This is a genomic window from Aedoeadaptatus urinae, assembly GCF_900155585.1.
GTDB classification, from domain to species: domain Bacteria; phylum Bacillota; class Clostridia; order Tissierellales; family Peptoniphilaceae; genus Aedoeadaptatus; species Aedoeadaptatus urinae.
Genome location: NZ_LT707418.1, coordinates 185,367 through 206,325 on the forward strand (window position 1 = coordinate 185,367; position 20,959 = coordinate 206,325).

Below are 20,959 nucleotides of genomic sequence, written 5' to 3' on the forward strand. Positions count from 1 at the left end.
ATTCCTATTCATCCTTGGATTGAATCATTAGGGCTGTGCCCTCGTGTAAGGTCACTGTCCCCTCGTCCTTCAGCAATTCATTACTGACGCCGCGGGTCTTTTTTCTGTAGAGAGTTAAATGATCCACTTCGTATTTAAAACCCTTAGTAGAGATGACTATAGCATCGGTGACGGGGATAAAGCTGATGTAGCGAAAGCCGTCTTTCTTTACGTCGTAGGTGCCTGCAGGGATCATGCGAAGGCGATTGTTATCGTCGATTAAGCTGATCTTCGACTTCTCGTTCAGGTAGGCTTCCATGGAAAAAATCGTCGCCACGCTGTGGTCCCAACGACTGCCCGTCGCGCCCAAAATATGAATTTCATCGGGAGAAAACTCCAGCATACGCAAGACCGACATTTCCGTATCCGTTTCGTCTTTCTCAGGCGGCAGGATTTCTATGGGTAGCTTTTTTGCTTTAAGCTCTTCCAAACGGTGAGAACTGTCGAAGTCGCCAATGACGAGCTTTAGCTTTTCCGGCACGTGAGCCAAAGCGTCGTAGCCCCCGTCGGCACAGATAATGCCGTCGGCCCATTGGATTTCTCTCTCCAACAAATCACGAGAGGGGCGTCTGCCCCCCGTTACGATTAAGCCCCGTTTCATAAGCGTCTCAACGCCTCGATGGCGACCATGGGGTCGTCCTGTTTAAAGATATAGGATCCGGCCACCAGACTGTCACAGCCCGCCTTCACCATTTGTGCGCCGGTGGTTTCGTTGATGCCGCCGTCCACCATGATTTCCAAATCCTTGCGATCGGTCATGGTCCTTAATTGCTTCGCTTTTTCAATGGTCGAAGGAATAAAGGATTGGCCGCCGAAGCCGGGATTCACGCTCATCAAAAGCACCAGGTCCACATCGTCCAGCAGATAGCGGATAGATTCGGGGTTTTGCGACGGATTTAAACTGACGCCGGCCTTTACACCAGCTTCTTTTATTTTATGAATGAGGCGGTGAGCGTGAATGGTGGCATCGATGTGAAAGGTGATTCGATCGGCCCCTGCGGCGATGTAGTCATCGACGGAATCCTCCGGCTTATCGATCATTAAATGCACGTCGAAGGGAATGGACGTGAAGGGACGTATGGCTTTAATCACCGGCGGTCCGAAGGTTAAATTCGGCACGTACTTGCCGTCCATAACGTCGATATGAATGAAGTCCACGGCAGCCTTATCCAAAAATGCAATAGCTTCGCCTAATTTAGAAAAATCTGCCGACAAAATCGACGGTGCCACTATCGCCATTTCTCGTTCTCCTTTTCTCTTAATTCCTCGTAAAAGCGCATATAGTTTTCGAAGCGACTCGACGGGATCTCTCCCTTCTCATAGGCGTCCCGCACGGCACATCCCGGCTCTTTCATATGCCGACAGTCCTGAAACTTACAATTTCTCATAAAGGGGATGAATTCCCTGAAGTGTTCATCAAGATTTTCTGAGGAAATCGAATCAATTTCGATACTCGAAAAGCCCGGCGTATCGAAAAGATAGATGCCTTTTTCTCCCGTGAAGATTTCCGTATGCCGCGTCGTATGCTTGCCGCGATTGGTTTTCTCGCTGACCGTTCCCGTTTCCATATCCAAATTTAAGACGTGATTAAGAAAGGTCGTCTTTCCGGATCCCGACACGCCGCTTAAAACCGTCGTCTTGTCGTAAAGCATTTCTTTTAAAGCCTTCACGGAAGCTTGGTCTGCTTCAGACAAGGCCATAACATCGTAGCCGCAGGCTTCGTATAGTTTACGAAGGCGACTCGCCTCTTCCGGATCCAAATCACATTTCGATACGACGGGAACGACGAGGACATTTTTCTGCTCGTAGTAGGCGAGCATTTTATCCACTAAAAACAGATTGTATTTCGGATTTGCCGTGGGAATGAAAACCAAAATTTGATCCACATTTGCCACCGGCGGGCGAAGCAGAGAGTTTTTTCTCGGGAAAATTTCTTCTACCGAATTGAGCCGATCCCCTTCGTCGATTAAAAGCTCCACGTAATCGCCGACGACGGGTTTTCTTTTTTGATGGCGAAAAATTCCCCGCGCCCGCGTTTCGTAGACTTCGCCGTCCTCGGCCATGACATAGTAAAATCCTCCGAGCAATTTGGTGATTCTACCTTTTTTGTTCATTAAAAGTTCACCGATTTCACAGTTTTTCCGTCCACGCGCAAAATGGCTCTGTCGCCGGGGCTTCCTTGAACAGGGTAGGACCCGTTAGAACCGCTGCCTAATTCTTCGTGTACAACCGTACGTTCGCTGCCTCCGGATTGAACGACTACTTCAATTTCATGAGTATTTCCATCGTCCGGAACGCGGTATGAAAGGTTCTTGTGACTGGTAGTTCCGCCGTTTTCATCGCCGCCCTGATCTCCCCTCGAACGCTTACTGATAATAATATCCACAGCCGTGCCTTGTTTGACTTGGTTGCCGCTATTGTATTGTTGCCATACGACTTCTCCGGGACCGACGGAAATATCTTCACGTTCTTCGATATTACCCAGCTTGAGACCTTGTTGGCTTAAAAGCGTTCTGGCTTTTTCCAGTGTGACGCCCTTCAAATTGGGAACGACGGTCGTCTTGTCGTCGGCGCCTTTGCTCATAATGACGTGAACACTGTCGCCTTTTTTGATTTTTTCATCGGCCTTCGGCGATTGACTGATGATGCGATCCGCCGGCACGTCGTCTGAGAATTCCGTCTTATCGACGACGAGATTCAGTCCCGCACTTCTCAGCGTCGCCTGCGCTTCGGAAATGGTCATATTTTCCAAATCGGGGGCCTTCACCTCTTCAGCCTCCTTGGCGATTACAATGGAGAATTGATCGCCGCGACTGATTACCTCGCCGGCATCTACGGATTGTGACAGAACGGTGCCCGGTTTTATGCCTTCATCGGAATCCTTTTCGTCGATTTCCAAGGTCAGGTCGTTGGACGCGGCGAAATCCTTGGCTTCGGATACGTCTTTTCCGATTAAGTCGATCATTTCGACGGCCGCTCCCTTTTCATTGGAAAGCAGCATGTCTTTTATTTTCGAACCGCCGAAGGCCAGCCCGAAGAGCAACAAGAGGGCAAGTAACACCCCACCTATGGTCGCCACGGGATTGGATTTCTTCTTCGGGGCTTTTGTCGGGATGGGCCGCGTATTTCGCCTCAGCTGCGGCGCCGTATCTCTCGATGCCCTACTCGCCTGACTCGGACGATTCACACTTGGCGGAATCACCACCGTGGTTCGCGTCTCCGTTTGTGCATGGTCGCCGTAAACCTTGCCCAGTAAAATCGCCTTCACATCTTCGATAATCATACTGACGTTTTCGTACCGATCCGACGGTTTCTTTTCCGTCATGTGCCTGAAGACTCGATCGACTTCGGGGCTCACTTTCGGATTTCTCTCCGAGGGCATGGGAATTTCGTTTTGCACGTGCATCAATGCCACGGTAATTGGATTTTCAGAATCGAAGGGCACTTCACCGGTAAGCATTTCAAATAAGACGATCCCCATGGAGTAGATATCGCTCCTGGCGTCGACCTTTTGTCCACGGGCCTGCTCCGGCGAAAAGTAATGGACGCTTCCCATGACGGCGTTGGTCACGGTCACCGTAGCATTTCCCGCCATGCGGGCGATGCCGAAGTCCGTCACCTTCACGCGGTTGTCCCGGGTCACCATGATGTTTTGGGATTTAATATCCCGGTGAATTATATTTTTACTGTGGGCAATCTTTAAAGCCTCAGCGATTTGAATCAGGTAATTCAGCGCCTGATTTTGACTTAGCATGCCCTCCTCTTTAATCAATTCCTTTAAGGTCTTGCCGTCGATGTATTCCATAACGATGTAATACACGTTTTCATCCGCCACGGTTTCCATACCGACGTCGTAGATACTGACGATATTGGGATGGGAAATGCTGGCGGCAGCCAAGGATTCGCGACGGAATTTGCGAATGAAATTGTCGTCTTCGTTGTATTCGCTCTTCAGAACTTTAATGGCAACGATTCGGTCAAGCCTGCGGTCGTGCGCCTTGTAGACGTCACCCATGCCGCCGCTGCCGATTCGTTTCAGGCATTCATACCTGTCAGCTAAAATCATTCCTTGCATACCTTCACCTACTCTTATCAAAGACAATGACGGTTATATTGTCTTTTCCATGATTGTCCAAAGCCGTTTGTACCAGCTTTTTCGAAATATCGCCGTTTTCTGTTTCCAATATCCTTTGAATCGTCTCCGGAACGACGACGTCGGAAAGACCGTCGGAGCATAGGATGATAAATCTTAGGTCTTCATCCAAACTTCGTATTTGAAAATCCACGCCCTGTGTCGTGCCCAAGGCTTTCGTCAGGACATTTTTCTTCGGATGGACCCGCGCCTCTTCCTCGGAGATATCGCCGATATCCAAAAGATAGTTGACGAAGCTGTCGTCTTTCGATATTTGAAACAGCTTGCCGTCGTAACCGTAAATTCTGGAATCGCCGATGTTAATGTAATAGAGCTTGTCCTCGAATAAATAGACCAAGCTTAAGGTCGTGCCCATGCCGCGAAATTTTAAATGGGCTGCCGATTGTTTAAAGATTTCCGCATTGACGTCCTGAACGCCTTTGTTCAAGAGGTCCATCAGCTCCTTTTCGTTGTCAACGGGTTGGGAGAGCACTTCCTTTAATCGGTTCACCGCCAAGGCGCTGGCCTTTTCACCCGCTGCGTGACCACCCATGCCGTCGGCCAGGATGGCGAATCGCTTTTTCGGATCCACATAGTAACTGTCTTCGTTATTTTCCCTGCCACCGATGTGGGTGTATGCAGATATTATCATTGTATCACCTTGCCTTTATGGCTTCAGAACCCGCTTTTAATTGTCCACAGCTGGCCTGTATGTCACTGCCTAATTCTCTTCGTATTGTACACGATACGCCGGCCTGAGACAACTCTCGCTGAAATCGAATGATGTGCTCTCTCGACGGCTTGCTCTCGTCGAAATGGTCCGTATCATTAAGAGGAATAAGGTTCACGTGACAGGGAAGCCCCTTGGTCAGTGCCTTCATCTCTTTAATATTTCGCGGCTGATCGTTTTTCCCCTGAATGAGCGTGTACTCCAATGTGATGCGCTGCTTCGTCTCGTCGCAATAGTAGCGAAGAGCACGGAACAATTCGTCCAGGGTATACTTCCGGGCGATGGGCATCAGGGTCGCTCTCGCCCCTTGCTCCGTTTCGTGAAGGCTGATGGCCAAGTTAATCGGCAGGCCCTCGTCGGCCAGGGAGCGTATCCCCTCAACCAAGCCACAGGTGGATATGGTCATGGACCGGTAGCTCATGTTTTTTCCCTTAGGCTCGTGTAAGAGGCGCAAAAACCGCAACACATTGTCGTAATTATCGAAGGGCTCGCCGCTTCCCATAAGAATTATATTTCCGATGGAGACGGATTCACTTTCCTCCACGGCGTATATCTGTTACAGCATCTCAAAGGGCCTCAGATCGCGTATGCGGCCTTTTAAGGTGGACACACAAAAGCTACATCCCATGCGACACCCGACTTGGGTAGAGACGCACAGGCTGTAGCCGTGATGGTATTTCATCAATACCCCTTCAACGATTTCGCCGTCCTCCAATTCATAAAGGTACTTTTTTGTCTCGTCAAGCTTTGACGCCAGACGCTTCACGATTTTAACGCCGCGCAAAGGCTCGGGCAATGCGCTTTTCAAAGAGTCAGGAACGTTAGACAAAGCGTTCAGGGATTTTCTTTGGCCGTGAATGCCTTCAAAAAGCTGTGTCCCCCGAAAGCTTTTTTCGCCTAAGGTCAGAACAAATTCTTTTAATTCTCCAGGCGTCATTTCCATCCAATGCATTAGGAGTCCTTTCTTACGATACAGGCCATGGTAAAGCCGTCGGTGCCGTGGCGGTGAGGCCAGTAGCGAATGCCCTTTTCTTTCAGTCGGCACTCCGGATGGTCGGAAAGAAACGAATGCAAGACGCCTTCGTTTTCTTCCACCGTGACGGAGCAGGTGCTGTAGACCAATTCGCCGCCTGCATTTAGTGCGTCGTAGGCGTTTTCGAGAATGAGTCGTTGGATCCGCGCCAATTGCAGGCAGTCCTTCAGATTCACCCGATATTTGATTTCGGGCTTTCTCCGAATCAAGCCCAGGCCGGAGCAAGGGGCATCCACCAATATGCGGTCGTATTTTTTCTTAGGCAGAGGCGTTTTTGCGTCCCTTACTGCCGTCGTAATATTTTCATAGCCTAATCGCCGAATATTTTCGTCCATCCTATCCAAGCGCGCCTTCGACGAATCGAAGGCATCGACATGGGCAAAGATTTCCGCCATTTGAAAGCTCTTGCCGCCGGGTGCGGCGCAAAGATCCAAGGCCTCGGCCTCTTTATCCGGCGTAAACAGGCCCACCACCGCCTGGGATGCAGCGTCCTGGACATAAAACCGCCCTTCCTTGTAGGCCTTTGTTTCGAATAGCCCCTGAGGATTTTTTACATTCAGTGCCAAAGGGACGGTTTCGATTGCGTCGCAAGTAAAGCCAAGCTCTTCCAGCTCGGACATCAATGTGCTTCTGTCGACGGACACGGCGCGCAGCGTTAAGGGTGCTCTGTCGAAGGTGGATTTTAAAAAAGCTTCCGTTTCGCCTTTTAAAAGCTGCTGCAGATAAGAGACCCATTCTTTGCTAAAGCTATAGGTCACGGCCAGGCGATTCACTTCATCTTCTTCATCGACGACAAAGGCATCGTCGCCTTGTCGAATCACTTGCCTCAATACGCCGTTGACCAAGCCCGCCGCACCTTTGTTGGCAATGATCTTGGCCATCTCTACCGTTTCGTTGACCACGGCGTGATCCGGCACTCGCTCTAAAAACCGCATTTGATAAAGGGCCATGCGGAGCAGAAGCCGAATATTGCGATCCAAATCATAGGGCTTTTTAACGAAACGGTCGATGACGTAGTCGAGGAAAATTTTATGTTGCACCGTGCCGTAAACGATGGTCTCCGCCAAATTTCGATCCACAGCTTTTAAGCCCACAGGATCGAAGACGTCCTGTATAAAGGCGCCTGCCTCCACCTTTTCCAAGGTGCTCAGTGCGAGAAAGCGGGGATTTTTCACTAGTCCCGTCTCCTTCCCAGAGAAAGAAAGCGGAGTAAGGTGCCGATGGCCGTTAAGAGACTGGCCACGTAGGTTAGAGCCGCGGCGGAAAGAATCCGTTCCACGCCCACCATTTCCTCTCCCGACAAAATGCCGTCGGCCAAAATAACCTTGGCTCGATGGCTGGCGTTATATTCCACGGGGAGAGTCAATAGTTGAAACAGGACGGTAATGGCGAAAAGTGCGATGCCCAGCTTCAACAATGGTGCAAAGGCAAACAGACCTGCGAAGATTAGAATAAAAGACAGATTCGATCCTAAATTTGCCGCAGGAACGATGGCATTGCGCATACTCAGCGGTGCGTAGGCTTCGTGATGTTGAATGGCGTGGCCGCACTCGTGAGCGGCGATGCCCAGTGCCGCAATGGATGTGGAGTCGTAAACGGGATCGGAGAGGCGCAACACCTTGTGGGACGGATCGTAGTGATCCGTCAGGCTTCCCCGCACGCGATCGATGGTCACGTCGTAAATGCCGTGGTTTTTCAGAATGGCTTCCGCCACCGAGCGGCCGGTCAAGCCCTCGCGATTGGTGATGCGACTGTATTTATCGAAATTTGCCCTGATTTTCGATTGTGCATAAAGTGCCAAAAGAAAGCCGGGAAGAATATAAATCAGGTAATCCAAATTGTAGTACATGCCGTACATTAAATTTCACCCTCCTCGTCTAAATGGGCGCCTGCCAAATAGGACACGACGTCCATGCGTTTTTTACCGGGTCGTTGAATTTCCTTTAATGAAACGGAGCCCTCTTTCGTGCCGATCAACAAATTCTTTTTCGTCGCCTTAAATCTTCCGGCGGGAACTTTTTCGTCGCTTAGCTCACCGTCGTAAATCTTTAAATGTTCTCCGCGAAAGAGAAAACGGGCGCCGGGCATCGGCGAAAAGGCGCGAATCTTTTGAAGGAACTCGGTTGCCGTCAGCTCTTCGGCGCGAAGCGTCAAAAGCTCCTCGTCGATTTTCGATGCATAGGTGGCTTTGTCGTGATCCTGCTCAGTGAACGTCACGGCTTCATTTTCCATGTCCTGGACAAATTCCCTAATGAGATCCGCTCCGAAGCTTGCCAATTCGTCGTGAATGGCGCCGAAGCTTTTGTCGCCGATCGGCGTTTTTTTCATGGCATAAACGGGACCGCTGTCCAGGCCCGCCTCCACCTGCATCAGGCTGACGCCGGTCTCCTCATCGCCGTTGAGGATGGCCCATTGCATAGGGGCCGCCCCACGATACTTGGGGAGCAAAGAGCTGTGCACATTGACGATGTATTTTTTCGGAATCGCCAGGAGGGCTTCCGATAATATTTGGCCGTAAGCCACGACGACGAACAGATCCGCCTCTTGAGCCTTTAACTTCTCCAGGGCCTCGTCCGTATTGCAGCTATGGGGCTGGAAGACTTCGATGCCCATGGCTTCGGCTTCTTCCTTTACCGGCGTGGGGAGAAGCTTTTTGCCTCGGCCTTTTTTCTTATCCTCACGGGTCACCACCAAGGTGACGTCACAAATTTCATTAAGCACTTTTAGTGTAGGAACGGCGAAGTCCGGTGTGCCGAAAAAAACCGCCTTCATCATTGCTCCTCATCCCCTTCCCGGGATTTGTCTACGTTATACATTTCATCGGCGCGGTCGGTGTAGAGGATCCCTTCCAGGTGATCCATTTCATGTTGAATGATGCGGGCGAGAAAATCCTCGGCTTCCAAGGTCTTCTCTTTCCCCTTTTCGTCCGTATAATTGATCTTTATCTTTTCAAAGCGCTTTACCCTACCCATGCGCTCGGGAACGCTTAAACAGCCTTCCATGGCTTCACAAGACCCTTCTTCGGCCACGCGCTCCGGATTAATAAGCACCAGCTTCGTTTCCTCGTAATCGTCCAAGACGATGAGGCGCTTTAATTTTCCGATCTGTACGGCGGCGAGGCCGACGCCGTCCGCCTCATACATGGTGTCGTACATATCGTCGATGAGTTGCAGCAAATCGTCGTCGAAGGCTTCTACCCTCCGAGATTTCTTACGTAGTATGGGATCGCCGTCGATGCGGATTTGTAATTTCGCCATGTCTCACTTCCTTCTCTATCCATCTATTTCTAAACTGATTTGTATATCCTTTTGTGCCTGCGTTCGGTAGTAATACATCAATACCCGTTTTAAGGCTTTTAACAAAGGTCGGTACTCCTTTGGCCAGACCTTTGCCAAAATCGACATATGTCTTTTATTTTTTATTTTCGGTTGTTCCACGGGATTGGCCACCAGCACGTCGAACTGCTCGTGCTTGTTCATAGCCTCCAGCGTCTTTTTCCAGTTCATGGCCACTTCTTCCACATCTCCCGTGCCGCGAATGTGAATCTTCACCAAATGCACATAGGGCGGATATAAAAAGCGCTTCCGCTCCTCCATTTCCTTGTGGAAAAAGGGCTCGTAGTTGCGGTCCTTTGCAAACTGAATGCTGTAGTTGTCGGGATTATAGGTCTGGATCAGGGCGCGACCCTTGTGCTTGCCCCTGCCGGCTCTTCCCGCCACCTGGGTCAGCAGCTGATAGGTTTTTTCCTGGGCCTTGTAATCGGAGATGAAGAGGGATAAATCCGCAGCCACCACGCCGACAAAGACGACATTTTCAAAGTCGAAGCCCTTGGCGAGCATTTGTGTTCCCACGAGAATGTCCACCTTATTTTCGTTCATGGCCGCGTAGACTTTTTCGTAATTTCCCTTTTGCGCCATGGTGTCCTTGTCCATGCGATAGACTCGGGCCTCGGGGAATTTATTTTTGATCCACGCCTCCACCTGCTCCGTGCCGATGCCGAATTGTTTCAAGTATTCACTGCCGCATTCGGGGCAGGTCTTCGGCATGGGCTTGGTCCTGCCGCAGTAATGGCAGTGAAGCCGGTTGGTTCTTCGGTGGTAGACCATGGAAATATCGCAGGCGTCACATTGGATCACGTGGCCGCAGCTTCTGCAGCTGACGAATTGGCTGTAGCCCCGTCGGTTAATGAACACGATGGCCTGCTTCTTTGCCTTCAGCGCCCCTTCAAGTCCCTCCACCATGGCATCGGAAAGAATCTCCACATTGCCTTTGAAGAGCTCCTCACGCATGTCCACGACTTCCACGGGAGAGGCCTCGGTCTTTTCGGGATCCCCCTCAAGCCTGTGAAGGACCACATCTTCGCCGCAGCGGGCATAGGTAATCACCGACGGCGTCGCCGAGCCGTAAACCACCTTGCCGCCTTCGAAGCGAACGCGCATTTCCGCCACGTCACGCACATTGTAGCGAAGTCCTTCCCGATAGTCGTAGCTTTCCTCCTGCTCCTCGTCGATAAAAATATAACCCAGTGCAGGCACCGACGAAAAAATAGCCGAGCGAGCGCCGACGACGATCCGTCCCGGCTCTTCCTTTAGTCGGATCCACGCCTCGGCCTTCTCCCCTTCCGAGCGTTGGGAGTGAAGGATGTCCACCTTCCCGGGAAAGCGCGCCGACAATCGATGCACCATTTGGGTGGCGAGGCCGATTTCCGGAACGATAATAAGAGAAGACTTCCCTTCCCTCATGGCCATTTCCGCCAGCTGCATATAGACCTCCGTCTTGCCGCTACCCGTCTTGCCGTAGAGAAGGTGAAAGGGCCTGTCTGACTCAGCGATGTCGCCGATGGCCTTTTTTTGGTCTTCACGCAGAACGGGCGGCACCTCCGGTGTGCTGTCTTTTTCGTCGAAGGGCGCGAGGGCTCCTTTTTTTATTAAAGAATCCACCGGACTTTGAGAAAAGCCGGTGCACTTCATAATGTCCGCCTTGCTCATGGGCCCGCTTTTTTTTACGAGCTCATAGACCGCGGCCTGCTTATCCGTCATGGATTCATTAAAAGCTTCTGCGGCACAAAATTTTTCCACCCCGCGTTTTTTTACGGGCTTTGTGCTGCGAAAGTGAATGGCCGCTTTTTTACTTTTTACGGCGGCGTTAAGTCGTTCCCTGTCGAGCTTTTCCGTGGGCAAAGACTCCTGTCCTTGAAACAGGGCCCGCGTCTCTTCGTCCTCTGTTAATTTCACCGCCACCTCTTCCACGCCGCCCAAGACGTATTTGGGAAGGAGCGGTTGAAAGGCCTGAACATAGGAGGTGACGAAGTAGTCCCGCATCTTCATACCGAGAGCGATGGCGGTTGTCGTTAAAATGGGCCGCGTGTCCAAAACCTCTCCGACGGACTTTAATTTCTTTTCGCTTTCAGCGCCCTTTCTTAAAACCACCGCCGTTTCCGTCTTGTTGCCTCGCCCAAAGGGAACGATGACGCGCTTGCCGACGATGTCGTCGTCGCCGTCGTAGGCATAGGAATACAATTGATCGATTTGAGGCAGCGCCTTTTCAAGATAAACATCTACAATCATAGTCCCTCCCTTTAATACAAAAAAAGCTAGAATCTTCTAGCTTTTCAGATCTTTCTCGACTCGGTCTAAGATAACGGCGGCTAAAGTGGATTTTTCCATCATAGGCAGCTCTTCTTCCCTGCCGTCGGCGGAAAAAATTCGCACGTGATTGGTATCGCTGCCGAAGCCCGCCTCGGCTTCGGTAATATTATTTGCCACGATGTAATTAAAATGCTTTTCTTCCAATTTTTTCTTGGCGTAGTCTTCCATGTGGTGGCTTTCCGCCGCGAAGCCGACGATAATCCGGTCTCCTTTAATGGAGCCGAAATGCTTCGCAATGTCCGGATTCGGAGAAAATTCCACGGACATCAGTCCGCCTTCCCGCTTTTTAATCTTTTCCTCGGAATAGCTCTTGGGCTTGTAGTCACTGGGGGCCGCCGCTTTAATCAATACGTCGGCATCGTCGAAGTGCTCTTTTACGGCATTAAACATGTCTTCTGTCGATTCCACGGGAATAAAGTCCACGCCCTTGGGCACCTTTAAGTGACAGGGCCCGCTGATCAAATGCACCTTCGCGCCTCGAGCCGCCGCTTCCGCAGCGAAGGCATAGCCCATTTTTCCGGAGCTGTGATTGCTTAAAAAGCGAACGGGATCCATGCGTTCCTTCGTCGGGCCCGCCGTAATCACCACATCCACTCCCGCCAAGGTCTTTTTCGTCAAAGCCATTTGAATGTAATCGACGATATCCTCGGGCTCAAGCATTTTCCCTTCGCCTACATCTTGGCAAGCCAAGAGCCCTTCCGCCGTGGGAAGAATCTCGTACTGCTCGCGAGATCTCAAAATCTTTAATGCCTCTTGAGTCGATTGAGCACGAAGCATTTGCGTGTTCATGGCAGGCGCCACGAGGATCGGTGCCGTCGTCGCCATAGCGACGGTGGTAAGCATATTGTCGGCGATACCGTAAGCCAGCTTCGCTATGGTATTGGCCGTAGCCGGAGCGATGATCAAGACATCGGCCCATTTGGCCAGAGCGATGTGTTCCACCTCCGTCTGCACTACATGGGCGAACATGTCCACGTGTACCGCCTCTTGACTCATGGTTTGAAAGGTGAGCGGGGTGACGAATTCCGTGGCGTGTTCCGTCATAATCACTTTGACCTGGTGGCCCATCTTTTTTAATTGACTGACGATGGCCGGCGCCTTATAAGCGGCGATGCCGCCGGTGACGCCGAGAAGGATGTTTTTACTCCTCATCGACCGCTTCCTCTTCCTCTGCCATGGCGAGCTCCATGCGCAGGGCTTCTTCCCGACGCGCCTTTTCTTCCATGAGCTCTTCAAAGCGTTCCTTGCTGGTAAATTTCACGGCGCCTTGATGAATTTCTTCCAAAGAGACGGATACGGGGTTTTCAAAATCCGTATCGATTAAACGATCCTCGCCGTCCACTAATTCTCTGGCACGGTTGGAGACCAAGGTCGCCAATGCGTAACGGCTGTCGGTAATTTTTGAAATTTCGCCAAAGGATAAAATGTTCATCGTATTGCCTTTCTGTCAACAATGTCTTTCTTAATATTCTTATATCGTTTCACCCGCAGCTTTTCCGCGGCTATAATATTTTCGATGTCTTTCACTGCCTGCTCGACCTTGTCATTGACGACGAAATAGTCGTACTTGCCGACAAAGTCCAATTCCTTAAAGGCGTTGGCAAAGCGCGTCTCAATGTCTTTTTCGCTTTCGGTGCCGCGACTGACGATGCGGTGCTTCAGCTCTTCCATGGTGGGCGGAAGGAGGAAAATAAAGACGGCTTCCTTGTACTTGTCCTTAATTTGCAGGGCACCTTGTACGTCGATCTCCAAGAGAACGATCTCGCCCTTTTCGATTTCCTGAAAGACAAACTCCTTCGGCGTGCCGTAGTAATTGGTGTGAACGTGAGCGTACTCTAATAGCTCGTCGTTTTTCACCATGTCCTTAAATTCTTCTTCCGTTTTGAAAAAGTAATTTTCGCCGTCCACTTCCATTGATCTGGGTTTTCTCGTAGTGACCGAGGTCGAAAACTTCACTTCGTGGTTTTTCGCCATAAGCGCTTCACTAACGGTACCCTTTCCGCTTCCCGATGGACCGGAAAGCACCAATAAAAATCCTTTAGACACCTGACACCCGCCTTGTCTTTTTACTCTATATTTGCTACTTGTTCACGTAAATGATCGATGAGGGTCTTCACTTCCACGATATCGTGTAAGATCCCCATATGTCTGGATTTGCTCGCGATCGTATTGGCTTCTCTGAACATTTCCTGCAGGAGGAAATCCAAGCGACGACCGACAGAACCTTTATCGTTCATTATAACACGGAATTGGTCTATGTGAGAAATCAAGCGCGCAATTTCTTCTTCGATGGATATTTTTTCATAGAGCAAGGCAAGCTCGGTGGAAAAACGGGGAAGATCCATTTCGTATTCGCCCATAATTTCTTCGACCCGGCGCTTAAAGCTTTCTCTTTCGTCGGCCTTTTCCTCGGCGGCTGATTCTTTTATTTTTTCGACGTAATTTTCCAGTGTGGCGACGTGGTCTTCCAACACCTTCTTTAAATTAGCGCCTTCCTTTTGTCGCATCAGGCTAAGATCGGAAAACGCCCTTTCAAATGCTTCCGTAAGTAATGCTGCATCCACAGCTTGCGCTTCGTCGCCGCTCTGTTTCACCACGCCGGGACGTTCCAAGAGCCACGCCACCTCGGCGGGATGGGATGCGCCCTTTTCCCGCAAAATTTTTTCGTAAAAGGCGTAGGCCTCGGGGACGAAGGTTAAATCCGTCTGCGCCTCCCCTTCCAAAGACACATAGACTTCAAAATGACCACGCTTAGCGCCTTTTGCGATGGCATTCTTTACCATCAGCTCCAGAGCCGCCTCTTCCGAAAGGCCTTTGATGCGAATATCCAAATTTTTATGATTCACTGATTTTACGTCCACGCGAAGCTTCACGCCTTCCCGGACGATTTCACATGAGCCGAAGCCCGTCATACTGTTCATAGACGCCTCCTCTATGATATTATACATGAAACGACCCTGGGACAGAAAGGGAGGTCTTAGATTGAGTTACGACGGAACGATGACAAAGGCGGTAGCCGAGGAGTTAAACAGACGCTTTTCGGGAGGCAAGATCGACAAAATCTATCAACCTCAAGAGGATACGCTGGTTTTGAACCTCAGGAGCAGAACCGACCGGGGCAGCCTCCTGCTCTCCGCCTCGGCAAACAATCCCTGCGCCTATGTCACCGAGAAAAAATTTACAAATCCTCAAACGCCACCGGCCTTTTGCATGCTGTTAAGAAAGCATTTGGAGTCGGCGACGATTACAGGTATCGATCAGGTGGAGATGGACCGCATCATTCGCATTAAGGTGGAAGGCTTTAACGAGCTCTACGATGCCGTAGAAAAGACTTTGGTCATCGAAATGATGGGCCGCTACTCCAATATCATCCTTTTAGACGAAAACAATGTGGTTATGGACGCGCTCAAGCGGATCAACGGCTCCATGAGCCGCGTGCGGGAAGTGCTTCCCGGCACGGACTACACCTTAGAGGGCATTGTAGATCGGGCCAATCCCCTGAAGGAAACGAAGGCGGAGTTTATGAATCGCCTGGAAGAAAACGAAGGCACGTCCGTAAAAAACTTCTTCATTCGGAATTATCTCGGCGTCTCGCCTTTATTGGCACGGGAAATCGCCTACCGCGCCGGCGGCTCCGACAAAGATCCGGTGAAGCTTTTTGATGGAGACGACTTATACGGCGCCTTCGATTCACTTTTTGATGAAATCCGTAAATCGAACTTTAGGCCCCAAAGCGTTTCCGATGGCGGTCACATTATCGCCTTCTCCGCCGTGAATTTGACTCACTATCCCGAAGAGAGCAAGACCTTTTATTCCGGTCCCTCGGAGCTGTTGGATCATACTTTTTCCGCCCGGGTCATGGAAGATCGGGTTCGGCAAAAGAGTCAGAACTTAAATAAGCAGATCAAAACCCATTTGGAACGGGCTCTGAATAAGCAGGAAAAAATGGAGTTTGAATTAAGAGATGCCAAAGATCGGCAAAAGTACAAGGTCTACGGCGACTTAATCTCTTCCAATGCGTGGAAAATCGAAAGAGGCGCAAGGTCAGTGACCGTCGATAATTTTTACGACGAGATGAACCCCCTGACCATCCCCCTGGACGAAACGAAGGACGGCATTCAAAATGCGGCCCGCTACTACAAAAAATTTGCGAAGCTGAAGCACGCGGAAAAACTCCTCACAGAGCGCATCGATAAAAACCGAAACACCATTCGCTACTTGGACGCTATGCTTTATAATCTGGACGATGCGGAATCCATCGACGAGGTGGACGCCATTCAGGAAGAGTTTCGCGAAGATTTCCTGAAGAAAAAATTCAAAGGCCACGGAGAAAACAAAAAGAAGAAGAAAAAGAAAGAGCCGAGCTATTTAACTTTTACCTCTTCCGAAGGATTTCCCATTTTCGTTGGCAGGAACAATCGTCAGAATCAAGAGCTGACGCTGAAATTTGCCAGAAAAGACGATGTGTGGTTCCACGTGAAAAACGGCCCGGGCAGTCACGTCATTATAAAAACCGACGGCGAAGAGCTAAGCGACGAAACGATCCTCGAAGGCGCCGCCCTGGCCGCCTATTACAGTCGCGCCCGCCAGTCCGCTCACGTGGAGGTGGACTATACGAAGCGCCAATTTATTCGTCGCCATCCTTCCAACCAACCGGGCCTGGTTATTTACACCGACTTTTCCACTGTGGCGGTGACGCCGGACAAGGCTTTGGTGGAAAAACTGAAAAACAAATAAGATTTACGCAAAAAATCGGACCCCGCAGGATCCGATTTTTTATTTATCTTTTTTCTTGTCTAAATAGCCTAAGCGTTTGAGCACCAAATGGTACCCGTCGGCACCGTAATTCAGCGCCCGATTGATGCGACTGATCGTCGCCGTAGAAGCGCCGGTCTGCTCTTCAATGGCGTGATAGGTTTGCTCGGCAACTAAAAGCTTCACCACTTCCAGACGTTGAGAAATGGCTTTTAATTCTTTAATCGTGCAAATGTCTTCGAAAAAACGGTAGCATTCCTCTTTGTTTTTCAAGGATAGAATCGCATCGAACAATGCGTCCATGTTTTCGTCTTGAATTTTAGATGAATAACCCATATGTCACCTCATTATGAAAGGCCGGTAATAATGCCGTCAGCGTCGATATCCATGCCGTTGGCGGCGGGAACTTTCGGCAGACCCGGCATGGTCATGACCGCGCCGGTTAAAGCCACGATAAAGCCCGCACCGTTGGACAGGCGAATGTCTCGAATGTGAATAGTGAAATCTTCGGGAGCGCCGAGCTTCTTGGGATCGTCGGTAAAGGACATTTGTGTCTTTGCCATGCAGACAGGCAGCTTGTCCCGACCCAGCTTTTTAATGCGCTCGATCATGGCAAGGGCGTCGTCTGAATAGACCACGTCTTTGGCGCCGTAAATTTCCTTGGAAATAATTTCGATTTTTTCTTCCACCGGAAGATTCCTGTCGTAGAGAGGCGCGTAGCTGTTGGGCTCTTCGCAAAGTGCCACGACTTTTTCCGCCAATTCCATGCCGCCTTCAGATCCCTTGGCGAAGACGTCGGATAATGCCACGTCCACGCCCAGGCCTTCCGCCAGCTCGTCGATGACTTCGAGCTCCCCTTCCGTGTCCGTGGGGAATTTATTAATGGCGATGACTACGGGGACGCCGTAGCCCTTCATGTTTTCCACGTGACGTTTTAAATTCACGAAGCCCGCTCTTAATGCGTCGATGTCTTCGTTCCCCAAGTCCTTTACGGCGACGCCGCCGTTATATTTCAGGGCGCGCACCGTGGCGACGACCACGATGCAATCCGGCTTAAAGCCTGCTTCGGGCGCCGCGATATCCAAAAACTTTTCCGCACCGAGATCGGCACCGAACCCCGCCTCCGTAATGGTGTAGTCGGCCAGGTGGAGGGCGGTTTCCGTTGCGATAATGGAGTTACAGCCGTGAGCGATATTGGCGAAGGGTCCGCCGTGAATGATCGCCGGCGTGTTTTCGATGGTTTGCACCAGATTCGGCAAAATCGCATCTTTCATCAGCATGGTGACGGCACCGGCCACTTCCAAATCCTCGACGTAAATGGGTTTGTCGTCGTAGCTGTAGCCGATAATGATCCGTCCCACGCGAGCTTTAAAGTCTTCCAAGTCGCGGGCCAGACACAAAATGGCCATGATTTCCGAAGCCACCGTAATGTCGAAGCCGTCTTCGCGCATGACGCCGTTTTTCTTCGGGCCCATGGCCACAATGACTTGGCGCAGAGCGCGGTCGTTCATGTCCAAGACCCGCTTAAAGGAAATCTTCTTCGGGTCGATTCCCAATTCGTTTCCTTGATGAATGTGATTGTCGATGGCTGCGGCGATTAAATTATTGGCGCTGGTTATGGCGTGAAAGTCTCCGGTAAAGTGGAGGTTAATATCGTCCATGGGAAGCACTTGGGCGTAGCCGCCGCCTGCCGCACCACCCTTAATGCCGAAGACCGGACCCAGGCTCGGCTCCCGCAAGGTACTGATAGTGGACTTGCCCATTTTTTCCATGGCCATGGCGAGGCCGATGTTCGTGGTGGTCTTGCCTTCTCCCGCAGGTGTCGGGTTGATGGCGGTGACGAGGACCAACTTGCCCCGGGGCTTGTCCTTTTCCTCAAAGGCGCGGCCTTCGATCTTCGCCATAAAGCGTCCGTAGGGTTTTAATTTTTCCTTGGGAATGTTCAGACGGTCGGCGATTAAGTGGATTTCATCCAGATGGGCCTCCCGTGCAATTTCCACATCGCTTTTCATTTTAGCCACGTAGATCCTCCTCCAATTTTTTGTTCATAACCGCCACGTCCTCTTGCAATTGCTTTTTGTAGGCGAGGAGCTTTTCTTTAATGGCCTTGTCGCCGACGGAAAGAATTTGCGCCGCTAAGATGCCCGCATTTTTTCCTCCGTTAATGGCTACCGTCGCCACAGGGACGCCTGAAGGCATTTGCACCGTAGACAAGAGAGAATCCATCCCCCCGCCGACAGACGTCTTTCCCGGCACGCCGATAACGGGGCGCGTGGTGTGTGCGGCAATGACACCGCCTAAGTGGGCGGCCTTCCCGGCGATAGATACGAACACCTCCGTGCCTTCCGCTTCTTGTTTTTTCACGTATTCCACCACTTCGTCGGGCGTTCTGTGTGCGCTGTAAACTACGACGTCGTAGGGAACGTCAAACATCTTTAAGGCGCCGATCACGTCAAAGGCGATCTCCTTGTCGCTGTAGCTACCCATGATTATTGAAACTTTCATTTTCCGTACCTCCTTAAATCCTTTACCATGTTATCAAGAGTCAGTATCTATGTCAATATAGCGCTGTAGTACTTAACAAAAGGACGAGTCATTGTCGGGCAAGTCAAATTCAATACTGAATCCGCCATTTTTATTTTCCGCGACCATTTTTCCGCCGTGTAATTGACAGATCTGTTTTGAAATCATAAGACCCATGCCGTGAACGTAGACGGATGATATATCCGTCTGCGCCAAACGATCCAGCACCTCTTTATCGACGCCGCCTCCTTTGTCCCAAATAGCGATGTGAACTAGATCATCTTCTTCCCGACAGTCGACGTGGATATCCCCCGGCTGATAGCTCAAGCCGTTTTTTATCACGTTATCGATCATGCGACTGAAGAGATGGGCGTCCATATTGATTTTAGTCTCATCATCTAATTCATTGTCGAAAAGAATGCTTCTCCCCGGCTCTTCGTTTAAATGGGCGACGATGATTTTTCGTAAAATTGGCACCGGATTTTGCATAGTAAACCGTTCGTTACCGAGATTTTGAAGCCGCGACGTATCGTTCAAGTCTTGAATGGTTTTACTGATGCGCATGATCTCTTCTTCCATGGTCGCCACCGCATCCTTATTGGACTCGTCCTTTAAATCATTTAATCCCCAACTGAGCTTCGACAGGGGCGTGCGCAGGTCGTGACTAATGCCGCGAATCCACTGGCTTTGGCTTTTGCTCAGCTGCACGTAGCGGGCATTGGCGTCGTTCACCGCGTGAGACACTTCCTTTAATGGCCCCACTTCCTCCAAGGGAGTGTAATCATCGGCATAGATTTTATCCAAGGCCTCTTGAAGAGGACTCAATTTTTTGAAGAGATTATTCCGCTCCCTCCTGTACATAAAATAGAGGAAGAATAGATAACCTAATAAAAAAACAAGTGCCAAATCCACGTTTAAAAGCCATTGCTCTGCGCTGTAATAGTTAAAGGGCAACTTGTCCAATGTTCCCTTAGGATATCCGATAACCAAAAGATCTTCACCGACGATATACGTCATTACGGGATAGTCTTTTAAATAATAGCGGGTAAAGCGAGCCACATCGATCATTTTATAAGCGTCCGGAATTTCAGAAGGCTTTCGAAAGGATTCAATAACCTTGCCGTTTCCTCCAATACGAATGGCCCAGAGATTATTTTCTTTTAGAAAACTTCGGTTTGCCGTGGTAAAAAATTGCTCGTCTTCTTTATTTTCCATGATGTAATCGTGGACAGTATCGGGCCGAACATACTGTTTGCTTACATTGTAATTGATGTAAAGAATAACGAAAATTAGAAAAATAAAGGACAACGAAAAGGCAAGAGTAAAGAAAACAAAGCGCCGTAATTTTTTTAAAATAAACTGAAACATGATGAATCCCTTACTTTTTTCCGATAAGCTTATAGCCCAAGCCCTTTACCGTTACCAAGCGCGTGGGATTGGACGGGTCGTCTTCCAATTTTTCACGAAGGCGATAAATATGGGTGATGAGGGTGTTTTCGTAGCCGAAGGATTCTTCCCACACGGCGTCGATGATTTGATCGATGGACACGATGCGGTTTAAGTGATTGGCGAGTAGAGCCAAGATTTTATACTGTTTCGCCGTTAGTTTCTCCTCTCCGCCTTTTTTGATAATCGTGCCCTTCGCCGGATCGAAGAGTGCACCGTTTAAATCCACCGGGTCTTTTCGCTCTTCGCGAAAGCTTCTGCGCAAAACGGCTTCCACCCGCCACAAGAGGTCTTCTGCGAGAAAGGGCTTCACGATGTAATCGTCCGCCTCCGACTCAAAGCCTTCTCGCCTGTCGTCGATTCCGTCTAAAGCCGATAAAATAATCACCGGCATATGGGATTGCTTACGTAGGCCTTTTAAAAGATCCATGCCGCTTCCGTCGGGCAGCATGATGTCTAAAATCATCAGATCCACGTGGTGATTGGCCATTTGAAAGCGCGCCTGGGCGAGATTCGACGCCGTCTTTACGGAGGTATAGCCCGCGTCGCGCAGGTAGGCTTCCAAATGATCCAGCAGAGATTTTTCATCGTCAACGATTAAAATGACCGGTTCTTTTTTATTCATCTTCTACCGCCCCTTTCGCCATCATTTT

The 20,959-nt window shown here is 50.2% G+C and carries 22 protein-coding genes; 1 reads left to right on the plus strand and 21 read right to left on the minus strand.

Going from position 1 to position 20,959, the window contains the following annotated elements:
• Positions 1-4: 4 nt before the first annotated feature.
• From BQ7397_RS06060 to BQ7397_RS06130, 16 genes are read right to left on the minus strand one after another with little or no spacing between them, the layout of a single operon-like run.
• Entirely contained in the window at positions 5-640 is a 636-nt protein-coding gene (locus tag BQ7397_RS06060) for a thiamine diphosphokinase (RefSeq protein WP_077075220.1), read from the minus strand.
• The gene (gene rpe, locus BQ7397_RS06065; protein WP_077075221.1) at positions 637-1,278 is read right to left on the minus strand and encodes a ribulose-phosphate 3-epimerase; all 642 of its coding nucleotides are present in this window, start codon (positions 1,276-1,278) and stop codon (positions 637-639) included. The genes BQ7397_RS06060 and rpe overlap by 4 nt, the downstream gene beginning before the upstream one ends.
• Positions 1,269-2,153: a ribosome small subunit-dependent GTPase A gene (rsgA, locus tag BQ7397_RS06070; protein WP_077075222.1), complete on the minus strand. Its 885-nt coding sequence runs from the start codon at positions 2,151-2,153 to the stop codon at positions 1,269-1,271. Before rsgA ends, rpe begins: the two co-directional genes overlap by 10 nt.
• The gene (gene pknB, locus BQ7397_RS06075) at positions 2,153-4,114 is read right to left on the minus strand and encodes a Stk1 family PASTA domain-containing Ser/Thr kinase (RefSeq protein WP_077075223.1); all 1,962 of its coding nucleotides are present in this window, start codon (positions 4,112-4,114) and stop codon (positions 2,153-2,155) included. Before pknB ends, rsgA begins: the two co-directional genes overlap by 1 nt.
• A gap of 4 nt (positions 4,115-4,118) precedes the next feature.
• On the minus strand, positions 4,119-4,823 hold the full coding sequence (locus BQ7397_RS06080) for a PP2C family protein-serine/threonine phosphatase (protein WP_077075224.1): 705 nt from the start codon (positions 4,821-4,823) through the stop codon (positions 4,119-4,121).
• Positions 4,824-4,827: 4 nt separating this feature from the next.
• Complete coding sequence (locus BQ7397_RS09490) at positions 4,828-5,445, minus strand: radical SAM protein (RefSeq protein WP_335340703.1); 618 nt, start codon at positions 5,443-5,445, stop codon at positions 4,828-4,830.
• Positions 5,446-5,457: 12 nt separating this feature from the next.
• Positions 5,458-5,853: a hypothetical protein gene (locus BQ7397_RS09495; protein ID WP_335340704.1), complete on the minus strand. Its 396-nt coding sequence runs from the start codon at positions 5,851-5,853 to the stop codon at positions 5,458-5,460.
• Positions 5,853-7,109 carry a 16S rRNA (cytosine(967)-C(5))-methyltransferase RsmB gene (gene rsmB / locus BQ7397_RS06090; protein WP_077075225.1) on the minus strand — a complete coding sequence of 419 codons (1,257 nt, stop codon included), beginning with the start codon at positions 7,107-7,109 and terminating at the stop codon, positions 5,853-5,855. The genes BQ7397_RS09495 and rsmB overlap by 1 nt, the downstream gene beginning before the upstream one ends.
• The gene (locus BQ7397_RS06095) at positions 7,109-7,792 is read right to left on the minus strand and encodes a zinc metallopeptidase (protein WP_077075226.1); all 684 of its coding nucleotides are present in this window, start codon (positions 7,790-7,792) and stop codon (positions 7,109-7,111) included. Before BQ7397_RS06095 ends, rsmB begins: the two co-directional genes overlap by 1 nt.
• Positions 7,792-8,709: a methionyl-tRNA formyltransferase gene (gene fmt / locus BQ7397_RS06100; RefSeq protein WP_234970588.1), complete on the minus strand. Its 918-nt coding sequence runs from the start codon at positions 8,707-8,709 to the stop codon at positions 7,792-7,794. Before fmt ends, BQ7397_RS06095 begins: the two co-directional genes overlap by 1 nt.
• Positions 8,706-9,191, minus strand: a complete 486-nt coding sequence (gene def, locus BQ7397_RS06105) for a peptide deformylase (RefSeq protein ID WP_077075228.1) — start codon at positions 9,189-9,191, stop codon at positions 8,706-8,708. The genes fmt and def overlap by 4 nt, the downstream gene beginning before the upstream one ends.
• Positions 9,192-9,206: 15 nt before the next feature.
• On the minus strand, positions 9,207-11,501 hold the full coding sequence (priA, locus tag BQ7397_RS06110) for a replication restart helicase PriA (protein WP_077075229.1): 2,295 nt from the start codon (positions 11,499-11,501) through the stop codon (positions 9,207-9,209).
• Between the two features lie 36 nt (positions 11,502-11,537).
• Positions 11,538-12,734, minus strand: coding sequence for a bifunctional phosphopantothenoylcysteine decarboxylase/phosphopantothenate--cysteine ligase CoaBC (gene coaBC / locus BQ7397_RS06115; protein ID WP_077075230.1), 1,197 nt, complete (start codon positions 12,732-12,734; stop codon positions 11,538-11,540).
• The gene (gene rpoZ, locus BQ7397_RS06120) at positions 12,724-13,014 is read right to left on the minus strand and encodes a DNA-directed RNA polymerase subunit omega (protein ID WP_077075231.1); all 291 of its coding nucleotides are present in this window, start codon (positions 13,012-13,014) and stop codon (positions 12,724-12,726) included. The genes coaBC and rpoZ overlap by 11 nt, the downstream gene beginning before the upstream one ends.
• Positions 13,011-13,628 (minus strand): guanylate kinase, encoded by a 618-nt coding sequence (gene gmk / locus BQ7397_RS06125; RefSeq protein ID WP_077075232.1) that lies wholly within the window; start codon positions 13,626-13,628, stop codon positions 13,011-13,013. Before gmk ends, rpoZ begins: the two co-directional genes overlap by 4 nt.
• 20 nt (positions 13,629-13,648) lie before the next feature.
• Entirely contained in the window at positions 13,649-14,503 is an 855-nt protein-coding gene (locus BQ7397_RS06130; protein ID WP_077075233.1) for a YicC/YloC family endoribonuclease, read from the minus strand.
• Between the two features lie 61 nt (positions 14,504-14,564).
• Between BQ7397_RS06130 and BQ7397_RS06135 the strand changes: the two genes are divergently transcribed.
• A complete protein-coding gene (locus tag BQ7397_RS06135) occupies positions 14,565-16,319 on the plus strand; it encodes an Rqc2 family fibronectin-binding protein (protein ID WP_077075234.1) in 1,755 nt (584 codons plus the stop codon).
• A 39-nt stretch (positions 16,320-16,358) separates the two neighbouring features.
• On the opposite strand, the gene BQ7397_RS06140 is transcribed toward BQ7397_RS06135, so the two are convergent.
• The 5 genes from BQ7397_RS06140 to BQ7397_RS06160 form a co-directional block, all read right to left on the minus strand.
• On the minus strand, positions 16,359-16,673 hold the full coding sequence (locus BQ7397_RS06140) for a YerC/YecD family TrpR-related protein (RefSeq protein ID WP_077075235.1): 315 nt from the start codon (positions 16,671-16,673) through the stop codon (positions 16,359-16,361).
• A gap of 11 nt (positions 16,674-16,684) precedes the next feature.
• A complete protein-coding gene (locus BQ7397_RS06145; protein ID WP_077075236.1) occupies positions 16,685-18,349 on the minus strand; it encodes a formate--tetrahydrofolate ligase in 1,665 nt (554 codons plus the stop codon).
• Between the two features lies 1 nt (position 18,350).
• Positions 18,351-18,842 (minus strand): 5-(carboxyamino)imidazole ribonucleotide mutase, encoded by a 492-nt coding sequence (gene purE, locus BQ7397_RS06150; RefSeq protein WP_077075237.1) that lies wholly within the window; start codon positions 18,840-18,842, stop codon positions 18,351-18,353.
• Positions 18,843-18,914: 72 nt separating this feature from the next.
• Positions 18,915-20,075: a sensor histidine kinase gene (locus BQ7397_RS06155; RefSeq protein WP_159435162.1), complete on the minus strand. Its 1,161-nt coding sequence runs from the start codon at positions 20,073-20,075 to the stop codon at positions 18,915-18,917.
• Positions 20,076-20,238: 163 nt separating this feature from the next.
• A complete protein-coding gene (locus tag BQ7397_RS06160) occupies positions 20,239-20,931 on the minus strand; it encodes a response regulator transcription factor (RefSeq protein WP_077075239.1) in 693 nt (230 codons plus the stop codon).
• Positions 20,932-20,959 lie beyond the last annotated feature (28 nt).